The 15,028-nt window shown below is 64.5% G+C and carries 13 protein-coding genes; 8 read left to right on the top strand and 5 right to left on the bottom strand.

What is annotated here, in order from left to right:
* Positions 1–12: 12 nt before the first annotated feature.
* On the bottom strand, positions 13–1,095 hold the full coding sequence (locus ABIB80_RS30190) for a COX15/CtaA family protein (protein WP_354128904.1): 1,083 nt from the start codon (positions 1,093–1,095) through the stop codon (positions 13–15).
* Between the two features lie 108 nt (positions 1,096–1,203).
* Here ABIB80_RS30190 and ABIB80_RS30185 point away from each other — a divergent pair, with 108 nt between their 5' ends.
* Complete coding sequence (locus tag ABIB80_RS30185; protein ID WP_007603477.1) at positions 1,204–1,425, top strand: DUF2842 domain-containing protein; 222 nt, start codon at positions 1,204–1,206, stop codon at positions 1,423–1,425.
* A gap of 21 nt (positions 1,426–1,446) precedes the next feature.
* On the opposite strand, the gene ABIB80_RS30180 is transcribed toward ABIB80_RS30185, so the two are convergent.
* On the bottom strand, positions 1,447–2,490 hold the full coding sequence (locus ABIB80_RS30180) for a polysaccharide deacetylase family protein (RefSeq protein WP_354128903.1): 1,044 nt from the start codon (positions 2,488–2,490) through the stop codon (positions 1,447–1,449).
* A 123-nt stretch (positions 2,491–2,613) separates the two neighbouring features.
* Between ABIB80_RS30180 and ABIB80_RS30175 the strand changes: the two genes are divergently transcribed.
* On the top strand, positions 2,614–3,795 hold the full coding sequence (locus tag ABIB80_RS30175) for a GNAT family N-acetyltransferase (protein WP_354128902.1): 1,182 nt from the start codon (positions 2,614–2,616) through the stop codon (positions 3,793–3,795).
* 202 nt (positions 3,796–3,997) lie between these two features.
* Here ABIB80_RS30175 and ABIB80_RS30170 read toward each other — a convergent pair whose 3' ends face one another.
* The gene (locus ABIB80_RS30170; protein ID WP_354128901.1) at positions 3,998–6,274 is read right to left on the bottom strand and encodes a GumC family protein; all 2,277 of its coding nucleotides are present in this window, start codon (positions 6,272–6,274) and stop codon (positions 3,998–4,000) included.
* A 203-nt stretch (positions 6,275–6,477) separates the two neighbouring features.
* Between ABIB80_RS30170 and ABIB80_RS30165 the strand changes: the two genes are divergently transcribed.
* The 3 genes from ABIB80_RS30165 (at position 6,478) to ABIB80_RS30155 (ending at position 10,696) form a co-directional block, all read left to right on the top strand.
* Positions 6,478–7,611: a glycosyltransferase family 4 protein gene (locus ABIB80_RS30165; RefSeq protein ID WP_354128900.1), complete on the top strand. Its 1,134-nt coding sequence runs from the start codon at positions 6,478–6,480 to the stop codon at positions 7,609–7,611.
* A gap of 117 nt (positions 7,612–7,728) precedes the next feature.
* Positions 7,729–9,279 carry an undecaprenyl-phosphate glucose phosphotransferase gene (locus ABIB80_RS30160; protein ID WP_007603472.1) on the top strand — a complete coding sequence of 517 codons (1,551 nt, stop codon included), beginning with the start codon at positions 7,729–7,731 and terminating at the stop codon, positions 9,277–9,279.
* 160 nt (positions 9,280–9,439) lie between these two features.
* Entirely contained in the window at positions 9,440–10,696 is a 1,257-nt protein-coding gene (locus ABIB80_RS30155) for an O-antigen ligase family protein (RefSeq protein WP_354128899.1), read from the top strand.
* Here ABIB80_RS30155 and ABIB80_RS30150 read toward each other — a convergent pair.
* A complete protein-coding gene (locus ABIB80_RS30150; RefSeq protein WP_051058561.1) occupies positions 10,665–11,141 on the bottom strand; it encodes a MarR family winged helix-turn-helix transcriptional regulator in 477 nt (158 codons plus the stop codon). The genes ABIB80_RS30155 and ABIB80_RS30150 overlap by 32 nt on opposite strands.
* Before the next feature lie 146 nt (positions 11,142–11,287).
* On the opposite strand from ABIB80_RS30150, the gene ABIB80_RS30145 reads away from it, so the two are divergent.
* From ABIB80_RS30145 to ABIB80_RS30135, 3 genes are all read left to right on the top strand, one after another.
* Complete coding sequence (locus ABIB80_RS30145; protein ID WP_007603467.1) at positions 11,288–12,484, top strand: FAD-dependent monooxygenase; 1,197 nt, start codon at positions 11,288–11,290, stop codon at positions 12,482–12,484.
* A gap of 133 nt (positions 12,485–12,617) precedes the next feature.
* A complete protein-coding gene (locus ABIB80_RS30140) occupies positions 12,618–13,514 on the top strand; it encodes an SDR family oxidoreductase (protein ID WP_007603466.1) in 897 nt (298 codons plus the stop codon).
* A 3-nt stretch (positions 13,515–13,517) separates the two neighbouring features.
* The gene (locus ABIB80_RS30135) at positions 13,518–14,474 is read left to right on the top strand and encodes a quinone oxidoreductase family protein (RefSeq protein ID WP_219682246.1); all 957 of its coding nucleotides are present in this window, start codon (positions 13,518–13,520) and stop codon (positions 14,472–14,474) included.
* A 67-nt stretch (positions 14,475–14,541) separates the two neighbouring features.
* Here ABIB80_RS30135 and ABIB80_RS30130 read toward each other — a convergent pair whose 3' ends face one another.
* Positions 14,542–15,015 (bottom strand): MarR family winged helix-turn-helix transcriptional regulator, encoded by a 474-nt coding sequence (locus tag ABIB80_RS30130; RefSeq protein WP_219682247.1) that lies wholly within the window; start codon positions 15,013–15,015, stop codon positions 14,542–14,544.
* Positions 15,016–15,028 lie beyond the last annotated feature (13 nt).

Raw genomic sequence — 15,028 nt, 5'->3', positions numbered from 1 at the left:
GAGCAGATCCGATCAGCCGGCCTGACCGATGGGAACCGCGCGCGGCTGCGCTTCGGTTGAATGCCGTGGAGCGAGCCGCTCCATCTGCGTCACCGCAAGCGTCAGCACCACGATCGCGACCGCCTGATGTGCGAGCGCGAGATCAATCGGCACCTGGTTGAGCAGCGTGAGGATGCCGAGCAATGCTTGCAGGCTTATCGCGCCCAGCAGCAAGAGCGCGCCGCGCGCCGCGGATCCCGCGCGTGAACGCACCGCATCGAACGCGTGCAACGCCGCCAGCGCCAACAGCGCATAGGCCGTCATGCGGTGCTCGAACTGCACCGTCAGCACATTGTCGAACATGTTGCGCCACCACGGCGTCTCGAACCACAGCCGCTCGCCTGAGGGAATGAACGCGCCGTCGATCTGCGGCCAGGTGTTGTAGGCGCGACCGGCGCGCAGGCCCGCAACCAGCGCACCGAAATAGATCTGGATAAAGGTCACGACGAGGAGCAAGCCGCTCGTGAAGCGCAGCCGCGACGATGCCGCGATCTGCGGCCGTTCTGCGAGCCGCCGCACCGTCCAGACGATGCCGGCGAAGATGATGAGCGCGAGCACAAGATGCGTCGCCAGCCGATATTGCGACACCTCGACGCGTTCAGACAGCCCCGAGGCCACCATCCACCAGCCGACCGCGCCCTGGAGCCCGCCGAGCCCGAACAACAGCCACAGCCGCCGCTTCAAATCACCGGACAGGCCGCCGCGCCAGAGGAAGAACAGGAACGGCAACAGATAGGCGACGCCGATGAAACGGCCGAGCAACCGGTGGCTCCATTCCCACCAGAAGATCTCCTTGAACTCGGACAGGCTCATGCCGGCGTTGAGCTCGCGATATTGCGGGATCTTCTTGTAGGCCTCGAAGGCCGCCGTCCACTGCGTTTCCGAGAGTGGCGGCACGCTGCCCGTGACCGGCTTCCATTCGACGATCGAGAGCCCGGATTCCGTCAGCCGCGTCGCACCGCCGACCAGCACCATCAGCGCAATCAGCGCAGCCACTGAGATCAGCCACCAGCGCACGGCGCGATGCGGCTCGGACGGGGCGGAAATCGTCGTCATTCGAGGCAAAACCAGAGCTTGAACCGGCAAGGCTTGAACCAAACTGCGTGCCCCTTATAGTCCCCCGCTCCCGCAGCGCAAGTTACGCGAAAGCCGCGATACTCCGTCATGACGATCCGCACCCGCAAGTTCCTCGGCACCATCCTGCTCCTGGTGCTCGCCACCGTCTGGGCCCTGCTCGGCATGGCGCTGGCGCAGATGCCGTGGATCGCCGAGTCCGGCTGGCGGCAGGCAATCTACTACGTGGTGGTCGGCATGGGCTGGGTGCTGCCGGCGATGCCGATCGTGAGCTGGATGCAGCGGCCCGACCGGGCCAAGTCGAGCTCGTAGCGCTTCCAGTTCGTAGCGCTTTTAGGGTGTCGCAGTGCCCGTCGGCTTCACCGGCGCAAAGGCCGTGCCCGACACCAGCACCCGCATCATGCGCAGCGAGCGCACCCGGCCATCCCAGCAAATGCGCGGCAACGCGCGCAGATTGGTGCGGCCCTCCGCGTCCACGACGCCCGGGATCGTCGTCACAGCACTGGCAAAGCCGGCCTCCTCCGCCATGATGACATGGCTGCGCCGGAACGAGGCGCGATCGCCGAACGGAAAGGCGAGATGCCGGATGTCGCGAGCGAAGGCCGCCTCCGCCACCGCCTTGCCCATCGTCATCTCGCGCAGCGCGGCCGCATCCTTCATGTTGGCGAGAACGGGATAGTTCACGGTCGCACTGCCGATCGTCACCAGCGGATCGGCCGCAAGCCTCGCCAGATCCTCCCAATTCATCGATGCCTCGCGTGAGAGCGCGGCAAGGTCGACCCGGTAGCGCGTGCAGAGGTCAGCGATCGCAGCCGACACATCCGCCGTCGGCAGCGAGTGCAGCCAGGCCTCGACGAACGAAAACAGCGCCTGCTTCCCGGCGTTATCAGCGACAGTGAAGCGCTGCTCCTTCTCGCCCATCATCAGGCTGACACGGCTCTCGCGCGCGATCACCTGTTCGAGGCCGAGCCACCAGGCCTCGCCGACGCCATCGGGAAACGCCGTGGGCACGTAGATCGTGAAGGGCACGGCGTGGCGCGCCAGCACCGGATAGGCAAAGTCGATCAGATCCTTGCCGGCGCCGTCGAAAGTGAGCGCCACGAAGCGGCGGTGTTCCGACAGCGTCACCGCGCGCCGGCAGACCTCGTCCATGCCGATAAAATCATACTTCCACCGCTTCAGCGCGCGAATGGCGCGATCGAGGAAATGCGGCGTGATCTCGTTCTCGCGCGACGGCTGAAACCCGCCGCGCCGCCGCGGCCGCACATGCGCAAAGCGCAGGATGGCGCCGGCACCACGACTGCGCAGCGCAGCCTGGCCTGTGAACCAGGTCAGCTCAAGGCGCAGCCGTTCCAGCCATCTGTCGTCGGATGCCAATGTCCCACCTCGCGCCCGTCGGCGACCGTTCCCCCTCTTATAGTCATTACCCTTTGTTGACATTTCTTTGCAAAGGTCGGCCACAGGCCGAATTACGCATATTTTTTCTCGACAGGTTCGCGAATGACCATGGCTGCGGCGATGCAAAGCCGGACGGCGGAATTGCCAGCGCGGTCGAAAGCGGGCCGTATCGCGCATGTCGATATCGTGACCGATCTCGGCGCGGCCGAGGCCGTCTGGCGCGCCTTCGAGCAACCCGGTCACCTCTTCACGCCCTATCAGCGGTTTGATCTGCTCAGTCCCTGGCAGCGTCTGGTCGGGGAGCACGAACGCGCCCGCCCTTTCATCGTCATTGCCCGCGACGCCGAGCATCAGCCGCTGCTGCTGCTGCCGCTCTCGCTGCGCCAGAACCACGGCGTGCGCACGGCCTGCTTCATGGGCGGCAAGCATACGACCTTCAACATGGGCCTGTGGAACGCCGAATTTGCAGCGCAGGTCGGCATCGGCGATCTCGACGCGCTGTTTGCGCCGCTTGGCGAGCATGCCGACGTGCTCGCATTGACGCAGCAGCCTCTGCGCTGGAACGACCAGCAGAACCCGTTCGCGCATTTGCCGCGCCAGAGCGCGATCAACGGCTGCCCGCTGCTCACGATGGAACCGGGCGGCCCCCCGGCATCGCGGATCAGCAACTCCTTCCGCCGCCGCCTCAAGAGCAAGGAGAAGAAGCTCCAGGCGCTCGCCGGCTATCGCTATCATTTGGCGACCACCGACGCGGACATCACCCGCCTGCTCGACTGGTTCTTCCGCGTCAAGCCGGCGCGGATGGCCGAGCAGAAGCTTCCCAATGTCTTCGCCGAAGCCGGCGTCGAGCAATTCGTCCGCAGCGCCTGTCTTGCGTCACGCGGTGACGGCCGCGTCATCGACATCCATGCGCTCGAATGCGACGACGAGGTGATTGCGATCTTCGCCGGCGTCGCCGACGGCCAGCGCTTCTCGATGATGTTCAACACCTACACGATGTCCGAGCACGCCCGCTACAGCCCCGGGCTGATCCTGATGCGCTACATCATCGACCGCTGCGCCGAGCGCGGCCACCGCTCGTTCGACCTCGGCATCGGCTCGGACGAGTACAAGCGGATGTTCTGCAAGGACGACCAGGACATCTTCGACAGTTTTGTTCCGCTAACGTCACGTGGAAAACTCGCGGCAATGGCGATGTCCTCGCTGAGCCACGGCAAGCGGCTGGTGAAACAGAACCAGATGCTGTTCGACCTGGCGCAGCGGCTGCGGCGAGCGTTCGGGTAAGAAATTCTGCGGTTGGGAAACGCTCCCCTGCGGCCCATCCTTCGAGACGCCCGCCTCTGGCGGGCCCTCAGGACAAGGACAGAGTTCGCGGCAGCAGCTTCAACGGATTCCGATTTAGCCAAGCCTCATCCTGAGGAGACCGCGAAGCGGTCGTCTCGAAGGACGAGGCGCTCGCTCGGTCCCCCACGGAGAGGCAAGGACATCACGCCGCCACGACCCGCGGCGCATCCCTCGCATCCGACGGCTGCACCGGCCTGCTCAGCATCGTCACTTCGCTGAAGCCGACGGCGCTGAGCTGCTCGCGCATCAGCGCGCACGCATCCGGCGCCATCGACGCGTCGGGCACCACGACGGCGCGGGCATTCGCCGTCAGGAGCTCAGCCGGAAGGTCGGAGGCACTGCCGGCATCGAGCAGCACGTGGTCGTAGGCGCGCAGCAGCGCGTCGATCGCGAGCGTCACGCGCGGCGACTGCAACAGGCTGCGATCGAAGCCGGGACGGCCGGCCATGACCAGATGCAGCCGCGAAAGCTTGTCCCGGGTGATGATCTGCGCGAACGACGCCTCGCCCTGCATCAGTTCGGCAAGACCGGGGGCCGAGGCATCGACGGACACGGCGGCCATGGTCGGCGAGGACGCGGCAAGATCGACCACGACGACCCGCGCATCGCGCGCCAGGTGCCGGGCCAAGGTCAGCGTCGACAGCGTGATGGCTTCGCCGCTGGCAGTGCCGAGTACCGTAACCTTCTTCGCCATGGCTCCGGCGGCGCGGAGGCTGTCGGCCAGATGCTCGATCTCCGCGAATGCGGTGACATCGGCATCGGCCGTCATCTCCGGCTGGAGCGGCGCGGGTTCTGCCATGACTGGATCGACGACCGGCTCGACGAAGGGCTCGACGACCGCCGGCTGGACGATTTGTTCCTGGCGAGCCGACGCCCGCGTCAGCGTTGGCGCGAACACCGCGACCGCCCGGGGCGCAGTCTGGCGCAACAACTCTCCGGTGACGACGACGCCGGACGAAAGCAGCAGTGTCGCGATCGTCGCGATCAGCACGATCGGCAGCTTCTTCGGATAGGCCGGCGTGTTCGAGACGATGGCGCGCGAGATGATGCGGCCATCCGTCGGCGCGGTGTCGATGGTCTCGCGGGTGTTGGCTTCACGGTATTTCGCGAGATAGGTTTCGAGCAGGTCGCGCTGTGCCTTGGCCTCACGCTCGAGGGCGCGGAGCTGCACGTCCTGGCCGTTGGTGGCCGTCGCCTGCTTCTTGAGCTGCTCGAGGCTTGCGGACAATTCCTGGACGCGCCCGCTGGCGGCCCGCGCATCGTTTTCGAGCGTGCGGGCGAGCTTGGCGGCCTCGTCGCGGATCTGGGTGTCCAGGTCGGCGAGCTGCGCCTTCAATTCCTTGATGCGCGGATGGTTGCCGAGCAACGTCGAGGATTGCTCGGCCAGCTGGGCCCGCAACGCCACGCGCTGCTGGGAGGGCGTGCGCATCGATTCCGAGTTCAGCACTTCCGACGATTCGATCGGCTTGCCGCTCTGGATCATCTCGCGGATCAGGCGCGCCTTGGACTCGGCATCGGCCTTGAGCGCGCGCGCATTGTTGAGCTGGGTGTTGACCTCGCCCATCTGCTGGTTCGACAAGGTCGTGTTGTTGGTGCCGACGAACAGGCTCGACTTGGAGCGGAAGTCCTCGGCCTTCGCTTCGGCCTCGGAGACGTTCCGTCGCAGCTCGTCGATCCTGCCGGCATACCACTGACTGGCGTTTCGGGCCTGATCCTGACGCGCATCCTGCTGGAGCACGAGATAGCCGTCGGCGATCGAATTGGCGACGCGCACGGCGAGATCGGGATCGGCAGACTGGAATTCGATCACGATCACGCGTGACTTGTCGACGGCGTAGGCCTGGAGGCGCTCGTAATAGGCGTCCAGCACGCGCTCTTCGGGCGTCATCGAGAACGGATCGCGGCCGATGCCGATCAGCGCCGCAAGCGACTTCAGTGGCGAAATGCCTTGCAGCACCGGATCGAACTCGGGCCGCTCCGCAAGCTTGTTCTTCTTGATGATCTCGCGCGCGAGATCGCGCGACAGCACGAGCTGCACCTGGCTGGTGACGGCTTCGGCGTCGAGCGCCTGCCGTTCCTCGGCGCGATCGCTGTTGGGGCGCAGAAACACGTTCTCGCGGCCGTCGATCAGGATACGGGATTCCGACTTGTAGCGCGGCGTGATGAGATTGACGATCGCGACGGACGTGACGAGTGCCAGCACCGTCGGCACGATGATCCAACCCCGCTTGCGCGCCAATGCCGCGCCGAGCGCGTGCAGGTCGATGTCGCCGGACTCGACTGGCGCGGGCCTCGGTGCGATGGGCGCAGGCTTTGCTTCAATCGGGGGCTCGAGCTCGGCCCGCTTGGCTGCGGCCTTCGCGACAGCCCGCTCGACCACCGCCTTGTCCTTGCCGGCACGCCAGAACGCTAAACGCATCGAACACTCCCGCAGGCGCAACGCCACGAACCTACCTCAACCGAGGCGATTACACTCCATTAAGGTTGCCGCTGGGTTAATCGCAGCGCCCGGCAACTCACGCGGGTACTTCCGTCACAGTTTGTTAACCACGAGGGCTCTTAATCCGTCTCGATATTTCGTCAGATTGTTCGAGCATTCGCCGTCGAGCGCTGGTTTTGATCATGCCCCCCTCTCCCGACCAGCCGCTTCGCATCCTGCACGCCGTGCGCGCTCCGGTCGGCGGCATCTTCCGCCACATCCTCGACGTCGCCAACGGTCAGGTCGATCGTGGCCACCATGTCGGCATCCTCGCCGACAGTCTCACCGGCGGTGAACGCGCCGACAAGGCCCTTGCCGAACTCGCACCGCGGCTGAAACTCGGCGTGCACCGGATGGCGATCCGCCGCGAACCGTCGCCTGACGATGTCCTGGTCTGGTTTCGCTTGCGGCGCCTGATCGCCACGCTCAAGCCCGACGTGATGCATGGCCACGGCGCCAAGGCCGGCGCTTTCATCCGAATGCGGCGGCGATCCGACGACACCATCCGCATCTACACCCCGCATGGCGGCTCGTTGCATTATCCCCTCAACACTTTCAAGGGCGAGTTTTACGCGCGGCTCGAGCGTGCGCTGATGGACGCGACCGACCTGTTCCTGTTCGAAAGCGCGTTTGCCCGCGACACCTATCAGCGCATCGTCGGCAAGCCGAAGGGCGTGGTGCATTGCGTCTTCAATGGCGTGACGCCGGAGGAATTCGAACCTGTCATCATGGCCGACGACGCCACCGACCTCGCTTATGTCGGTGAGTTCAGGCACATCAAGGGCGCCGATCTGCTGGTCGAAGCGGTGGCGCGCCTACACGAGGGCGGCAAGAAGGTCACACTGACGCTCGGCGGCGATGGTGAGGAGACCGCGGCGCTGAAAGCGCAAGTCGAGCGGCTCGGCCTCTCCAGCGCCATCCGCTTCATCGGTCACGTCAAGGCACGCTACGGCTTCTCCAAGGGGCGGCTGCTGGTCGTTCCCTCGCGTGGCGATTCCATGCCCTATGTCGTGATCGAGGCCGGTGCCGCCGGCATTCCGATGATCGCGTCCAAGATCGGCGGCATTCCCGAGATTTTCGGCGCGGAGAACCCGGCGCTGTTTGCGCCGAGCAACGCGGAGGCCATGGCGGAAGCGATTGCGGCCGCGCTCGATAATCCGCTGGGAACAGCGCAGCGCGCCTCGTCACTTCGCGAGCGCATCTCCGCGCATTTCTCCCAGCAGGCGATGGTCGAGGGCGTGCTCGCGGGCTATCGCGACGCATTTACCAATCACTAACCATTCTTAAGACCCGCTTTAGAGAATCTTCCGATTTGTCCGATAATCCAACCAGGGGATGCTCGCCCGGGGCGCAAGGACGCGGCCCGCGGGTTTTTGGAATGGACGTGGACTCCCGTGGAACCGCTCAACGCACGCTCGATGCTCGATGCCGCGACCAGCGCCGCGGCGAAGCCGGCTGACCAGCCCTTTGTGGAGCGCCGCCAGCGGCTCTCGCTCGCCGCGCTTGACGTCGTCAACCAGAAGGTCGCCCGCGCCTATTCGCCGATCGTGATCACCGGCTTCGTACGCCTCGCCGATTTCGCGCTGCTGAGCCTCGTCGGCATCGTACTCTATCTCGGCTATGTCATGCCGCACGCCGGCTCCTTCAGTTGGATCTATCCCGCGCAGATCATCGCCGTCGCGATCTCCGCCGTGGTCTGCTTCCAGGCCGCCGACATCTATCAGGTGCAGCTGTTCCGTGGTCAGCTCCGGCAGATGACGCGGATGATCTCGTCCTGGTCGTTCGTCTTCCTGCTGTTCATCGGCATCTCCTTCTTCGCCAAGTTCGGCAGCGAAATATCGCGGCTGTGGCTTGCCGCCTTTTACGTCCTCGGGCTTGCCGCGCTCCTCTGCGAGCGTCTGGTGCTGCGCTCGCTGGTGCGCGCCTGGGGGCGCGAGGGCCGGCTCGACCGACGCACTATCATCGTCGGCTCCGACCGCAACGGCGAACAATTGGTCGAGGCCCTGAAAGGGCAGGAGGATTCCGACATCCACGTGCTCGGCGTGTTCGACGACCGCAACGACAGCCGCGCGCTCGACACCTGTGCCGGCGCGCGCAAGCTCGGCAAGGTCGACGACATCGTCGAGTTCGCCCGCCGCACCCGCGTCGATCTCGTGCTGTTCGCGCTGCCGATCTCCGCCGAGACGCGCATCCTGGAGATGCTGAAGAAACTCTGGGTGCTGCCGGTGGATATCCGCCTCTCCGCACACACCAACAAGCTGCGCTTCCGCCCCCGCTCCTATTCCTATATCGGCGAGGTGCCGACGCTGGACGTGTTCGAGGCGCCGATCACCGACTGGGACCTGGTGATGAAATGGCTGTTCGACCGCGTGGTCGGCACCCTCGCGCTGCTCGTGGCCTTGCCGGTGATGGGATTGGTGGCGCTGGCCGTGAAGCTCGACAGCCCCGGCCCCGTGCTGTTCCGACAAAAGCGCTTCGGCTTCAACAACGAGCGCATCGACGTCTACAAGTTTCGCTCGATGTACCATCACCAGGCTGATCCGACGGCCTCGAAGGTCGTGACCAAGAACGACTCGCGCGTCACCCGCGTCGGCCGCTTCATCCGCAAGACCAGCCTCGACGAGTTGCCGCAGCTCTTCAACGTGGTCTTCTCCGGCGATCTCTCTTTGGTCGGCCCGCGTCCACATGCGGTGCAGGGCAAGCTGCAGAGCCGCCTGTTCGACGAAGCCGTCGACGGCTATTTCGCCCGGCACCGGGTCAAGCCCGGCATCACCGGCTGGGCCCAGATCAACGGCTGGCGCGGCGAGATCGACAATGAAGAGAAGATCCAGAAACGCGTCGAGTTCGATCTCTATTACATCGAGAACTGGTCGGTGCTGTTCGATCTTGTCATTCTGCTAAAGACGCCGATCTCGCTGCTGACCAAGAACGAGAACGCGTATTGAGTTTGTCGTGCCCGAGCTACGCTGTCATCGCCCGGCTTGACCGGGCGATCCAGTAATCACCGGCAGCGGAAACTGCCACCAACGGCTCGGAGTACTGGATGCCCCGCCTTCGCGGGGCATGACGGCGGAAGTTGTGTGGTAAGAATAGCGTGAGCATGTGATGGCGTATGCGGCAACAGCCGGGGAGATGAATGCAGCCGTTCGCGCTGCGCCCGGCGTGCTGGCGCTCCAGCGCGCGCTGGTATGGCTGGTCGGCGCCTCCGGCGCGATCGTCTTCATCGAGCCGAGCCCCTACGAGATCGTGACGCTGCTGGCCACCGTCACCTTCTTCGCCACCGGCCTGCGTCTGCGGCTCGCTTTGATGCCGCTGGTGCTGATGCTGATCCTGCTCAATGTCGGCTACACGATCAGCGCGATCCCGCTGTTCGAGCAGTCCGAGGTGGTGAGCTGGATTGCGACCTCCTGGTACATGGCGGTGACAGTCGTGTTCTTCGCCATGGTCACGTCGGAGGACACCGCGGCCCGGCTTGACATGCTCCGCCGCGGGCTCGTGGTCGGCGCGATGGTCGCCTCGCTCTCGGCCGTCGCCGGCTACTTCCACCTGGTTCCCGGCGGCGACGATCTCCTCACGCTGTATGGACGCGCGCGCGGCACCTTCAAGGATCCGAACGTGCTCGGCGCCTTCCTGATCCTGCCGGCACTGTTCTCGCTGCAGAGCGTGGTTTCCGACAAGGCCGGCAAGGCGTTTCGCAACGTCATCGCCTTCGGCATCATGTCGCTGGCGATCCTGCTCGCGTTCTCCCGCGCCGCCTGGGGCGGGCTGGTGCTGACATCCGCCTTCATGCTGGCGCTGATGGTGCTGACCAGCCGCACCAACGCGCAGCGCTCGCGCATCATCGTCATGGCGATCCTCGCCGCGGTGCTGGGCCTCGCGCTGATCGCGGTGTTGATGTCGTTCGATTCCACCGCCGAGATGTTCAAGCAGCGCGCGAGCTTCGACCAGAGCTATGACGAAGGCAGGTTCGGCCGGTTCGGCCGGCACATCCTGGGAGCGGAGATGGCGCTCGACCTGCCGTTCGGGATCGGCCCTCTGCAATTTCACCGCTTCTTCCCCGAGGACACCCACAACTCCTATCTCAACGCCTTCATGTCCGGCGGCTGGCTGTCCGGCATCTGCTATCCCGCGCTGGTCTTCACGACTGTCATCATGGGTGTCAGGCACATCTTCGTGCCTGTGCCGTGGCAGCGCGCTTATCTTGCGGTGTTCTCGGCCTTCGTCGGCACCGTCGGCGAAAGCTTCGTGATCGACACCGACCACTGGCGGCACTTCTGGATGATGCTGGGCGCGATGTGGGGCATGATCGCGGCCGCGCAGGTCTACAAGGCTAGGGCTGGCGACGAAGCTTCTTCAGCTTGAGATCGGGGCGTTTCTCCGGCGGCGTATCGAGCAGGCCCTTCAGCGCCGCAGTCGCCGCCAGCACGCCCTTGTAGCCCTCATTGGCGAAGCGCAGCAGCAGGCGCAATTCCTGGTCGGAATAGCCGCCAAAAACCCTCTCCATCGCCTGCTGCATCGGCACGTAGAACTGGCCGAGCCTTTCTATCGCCTCCGGCACGACGGCAATGAAGACCTTGCGACGGTCGGCATCGTCGCGCTCACGACGGACCAGGCCTGCCTTTTCGAGCCGGTCGACCACGCCGGTAATGGCCCCCGTCGTCAGGCCCGTGACTTCGGCGAGCCGGCCGGCGGTGACACGGCCTTCCAGATACAGGATGTCCATGCATTCGAGGTCGGAATTGGCAATTCCGGCAACGTTCGCAACGGTCTGGCCATAGAGCACGCCCTGCGCGGACGATCTGCGCATCGCCTCCTCGAGTTCCTGCAGCAGCGCAGCGCGCGCCTTCGTCCTTGACAAGGCAGACCTCGTATCTTAGTCAATATATATCTTAGTCACTAAGATATTTAGCGACCATAATTCTCCTAGCACCACGGAAACGTCGGGAGCAAGCCATGTCCTATCCTCCCCGCAAGGCCCTGATCATCGGCGCCGGCATCGCCGGGCCAGTGGCAGCCATCCTGCTGCGCCGCGCCGGCATCGAGTCCGCGATCTACGAGGCCTGGCCCTATTCGAAAGGCATCGGCGGCGGCCTTCAGATCGCACCGAACGGCATGCAGATCATGGACGAGATCGGCCTTTCGAACGAGCTGATCAGCCGCGGCTCGATCGCGGAATCGTTCGACTTCTATTCGCAAGCCGGAGAGAGGCTCGGCTCGATCAATCGCGACATGGCGCGGCGTTTCGGCCAGCCCGCGGTCAATGTCTGCCGCGCCACGCTGAACGAGATGCTGATCGACAAGGCCTGGTGCGCCTGCGTTTCACTCTATTTCGAGAAGCGCCTGATCAAGATCGAGGATCGCGGCGACCAGCCGATCATCGCCTACTTCGCCGACGGCACCACGGCCGAAGGCGACTTCCTGATCGGCGCCGACGGCGTGCACTCAGTGACGCGCCGCCAAGTGGTGCCGGACGGGCCGCAACCGTTCGACACCGGGCTGATCGGCTTCGGCGGCTTCGTGCCGCACGCCGTCCTCGGTGGCCGACCGATCGGTCGGCACGTCGAGACCACGTTCGGGCAGAGCGGCTTCTTCGGCTATGGCTATTGCAGTCCCGATCCGAACGACGGCGTGATGTGGTGGAGCACGCAGCCGGCGCACGGCATGGACGCGGCGATGTTTCGCGCGCTCGACGATGCAACGCTGAAGCAGCACCTGCGCGGCTTCCACCACGGCTGGCACGACCCGATCCCTGGCATCATCGATGCAGCCGAGAACATCGTGGTCACCGACACGCTCGACGTCGCCACCCTGCCGACCTGGTCGCGCAAGCGCTCGCTGCTGATCGGCGATGCCGCCCATGCGACCAGCCCGCACGCCGGCCAGGGCGCCTCGCTCGCGCTGGAAGATGCGATGCGCCTCGCCCGGTTGATGCAGCAAGGCCAGGAGCTCGGCGTCACCTTCCAGGCCTTCGAGGCCGAACGACGCCCTCGCACGGAAAAGATCGTCGCCATGGCCCGCCGCAACGGCAACAGCAAGCGCGAGTTCAGCGCCACCGGCGCGTGGATGCGAAATCAAGTGATGAAGTGGCTGCTGCCCCTGGGCGCAAAGAGCATGGAGTTCATGTACGCGTACGACGCGCGGGCGGTGTAAGCGCATCAGGTCGAACCGTACTCGGCCGCGTCATGGACGGCGCAAGAAGAACCAGTCGCAGAGCGTTGAAACATAGTCATTATAACCAATGTCACATCCATAAGCTGCATAACCATATTGGAAAGACCATCCCATGATTGCAGTGACCGGTGCCACTGGCCAACTCGGCCGGCTTGTCATCCCTTCCTTGTTGAAGGCTGTGCCAGCACAGCAGATTACAGCCGTCGTCCGAGATCCAGCCAAAGCAGAGGCCTTCAAGGCTGAAGGTGCTGCCGTCCGCCCAGGCGACTACGACGATCCCACGGGCCTGGAACGTGCTTTCGCCGGCGTAAGGAAGCTGTTGCTGATCTCGGCCGGCGAGCCCGGCAAGCGGGTTCGCCAGCATGAGAACGCGATCACCGCGGCGAAGGAATCTGGGGTTGAGCTAATCGCCTATACCAGCTTGCTGCATGCAGACATTTCGACACTGGAGCTTGCCGCCGATCATCGGGCGACCGAGACGCTGCTGAAGGCGAGCGGCGTGCCATATGTGTTGCTGCGCAACGGCTGGTACACCGAAAACTATCTCGGCGCGTTGCCAATGGCGCTTGCGCATGGTGCGTTTGTCGGCTGCGCCGGCGAAGCGCGCATCGCGTCGGCGAGCCGCCTCGACTACGCGGATGCCGCCGCCGCAGTCCTGACGTCGCGGGAGGATCAATCGGGCAAGGTTTACGAATTGGCGGGCGACGAGCCCTACACGCTTGCCGAACTGGCGGCCGAAGTTGCGCGCCAGACAGGCAAACCAATCGTCTACAGGAACATGTCGGAAGCAGGGTTTGGTGAGGCGCTCATTGGCGCGGACCTTCCCGAGCCGGTGGCGCGCATGCTCGTCGGGTTCGACATCGCAGCGGCAAAGGGCGATCTGTTCGACGATCGGCGCGACTTGAGCGACCTTATTGGTCGTCCGACGACGCCGTTGCGTGCGGCGGTCTCCGATGCACTTGCAGCGGTGGCCCTCCAAGCGCCACCGCCTGTCGCCGTGAAGGGATAGTCAATGCGAGCTGCAATTGTTCATTCGTTTGGTTCTTCACCGACCTTTGGCGAGTTTGCAGAGCCTTGCGCGGAGGCTGGCGAAACGGTCATCGACGTTCTCGCCGCGCCGCTGAGCCCGATCGTGAAAAGTCTCGCCGCGGGCAAGCACTACACGAGCAATACCAGTTCGGGCAGCGCTGGCTTCGTGCCTGGTGTCGATGGGGTTGGGATGAATTCCACCGGTGAACGGGTGTATTTCATATTTCCCAAGTCCCCGTTCGGCTCCATGGCGGAGAAGTCGCTGGTCGCATCGAGCGCGACCGTGCCTGTGCCCGATGGTATTGACGACGCGCGGGCGGCTGCCGTCGTAACCAGCGGGCTCTCTTCGTGGGTTGCTCTCACGCGCCGTGCGAAGTTCGTGCGGAGCGAGGCCGTGCTGATTAACGGTGCGACCGGGTCGGCGGGAAGCCTGGCGGTTCAGATCGCCTCCTATCTGGGCGCCAGCAGGATCATCGTGACCGGGCGAAATGCAACCAAGCTCGCCGCGTTCCCCAAGACGGTCGAGACAATCCGACTGGACGAAAATGTGGACGCTTCGCTGCAACGCGCGTTCTCCGAAAAGATCGATGTAGTTCTCGACTATCTCTGGGGGGAGCCCGCAACCAGAGTCATCGCTGCGGCAACGGACGGACGCGGATCTCGCAGTGGAGAACCTGCCATTCGTTACGTCCAGCTCGGCTCAATCGCTGGAGAAACAATCCCACTTTCGGCGCATGCGCTGCGCAGCTCTGGCCTGGAGATTCTTGGCAGCGGGATCGGCAGTCTCTCGATTTCGGAACTGATCTCGGGGGCCGGAGAACTTTTGGCGGCTCTGCCAGCCGGCGGTTTTGACACCCCGGTGAAGACGTTGCCCCTCACGGCGATAGCCGAGGCCTGGAACGACGCTGCGGATGACCACCGGATTGTCTTCCGACCATAGACCTGCTCAATCTTCGAATCCCCGATCATTCGGCTCCACGTGAGCGGACGTCGGCACGAGGATTCGCTCAGGCGCCTGTAGCACTCTCCTCGTCTTCAAGCTTCTTGCGCAGCGCCTTCATGAGGCGACCGGCGATCCTGAGGTCTTCCATCGGGAGACCTTGCACCAGGGAGTTGATTCTGGGGTCATACAGGCGGATGGCAGCGTCGTAAGTCTTCCGTCCCTTGTCCGTCAGCACCACAAGGTGCGCGCGACGGTGATGTGGATTGGGCTCGAACGTAACGAGCCCTTCCTGGGCCAGGTCATTGACGATGCGCTGAACGTTCTGGCGGTTCGCTCCGAGGTCGCGGGCGAGCCAGGCGACCGGCTGGGCGCGGTCCGCGGCTACGATTGCCCCCAGAATTTGCCAGCGCGCGCTGGTCAGGCCGAGCGGAGCGACCAGCCGGTCGCCCCACGTCACGGTCAGGTTGTTGACCCTGAACAGATCGAGAATGAGCTCAGTCAAAGCATCACCGGCCGGGGATCGCTTGGTAGCGCGCATATTGTTACCATGC

The organism is Bradyrhizobium sp. i1.15.2 (assembly GCF_040548425.1).
Lineage (GTDB): Bacteria > Pseudomonadota > Alphaproteobacteria > Rhizobiales > Xanthobacteraceae > Bradyrhizobium > Bradyrhizobium canariense.
Note: the sequence above shows the minus strand (reverse complement) of the source record. Positions and strands in the feature narration are given on the sequence as shown.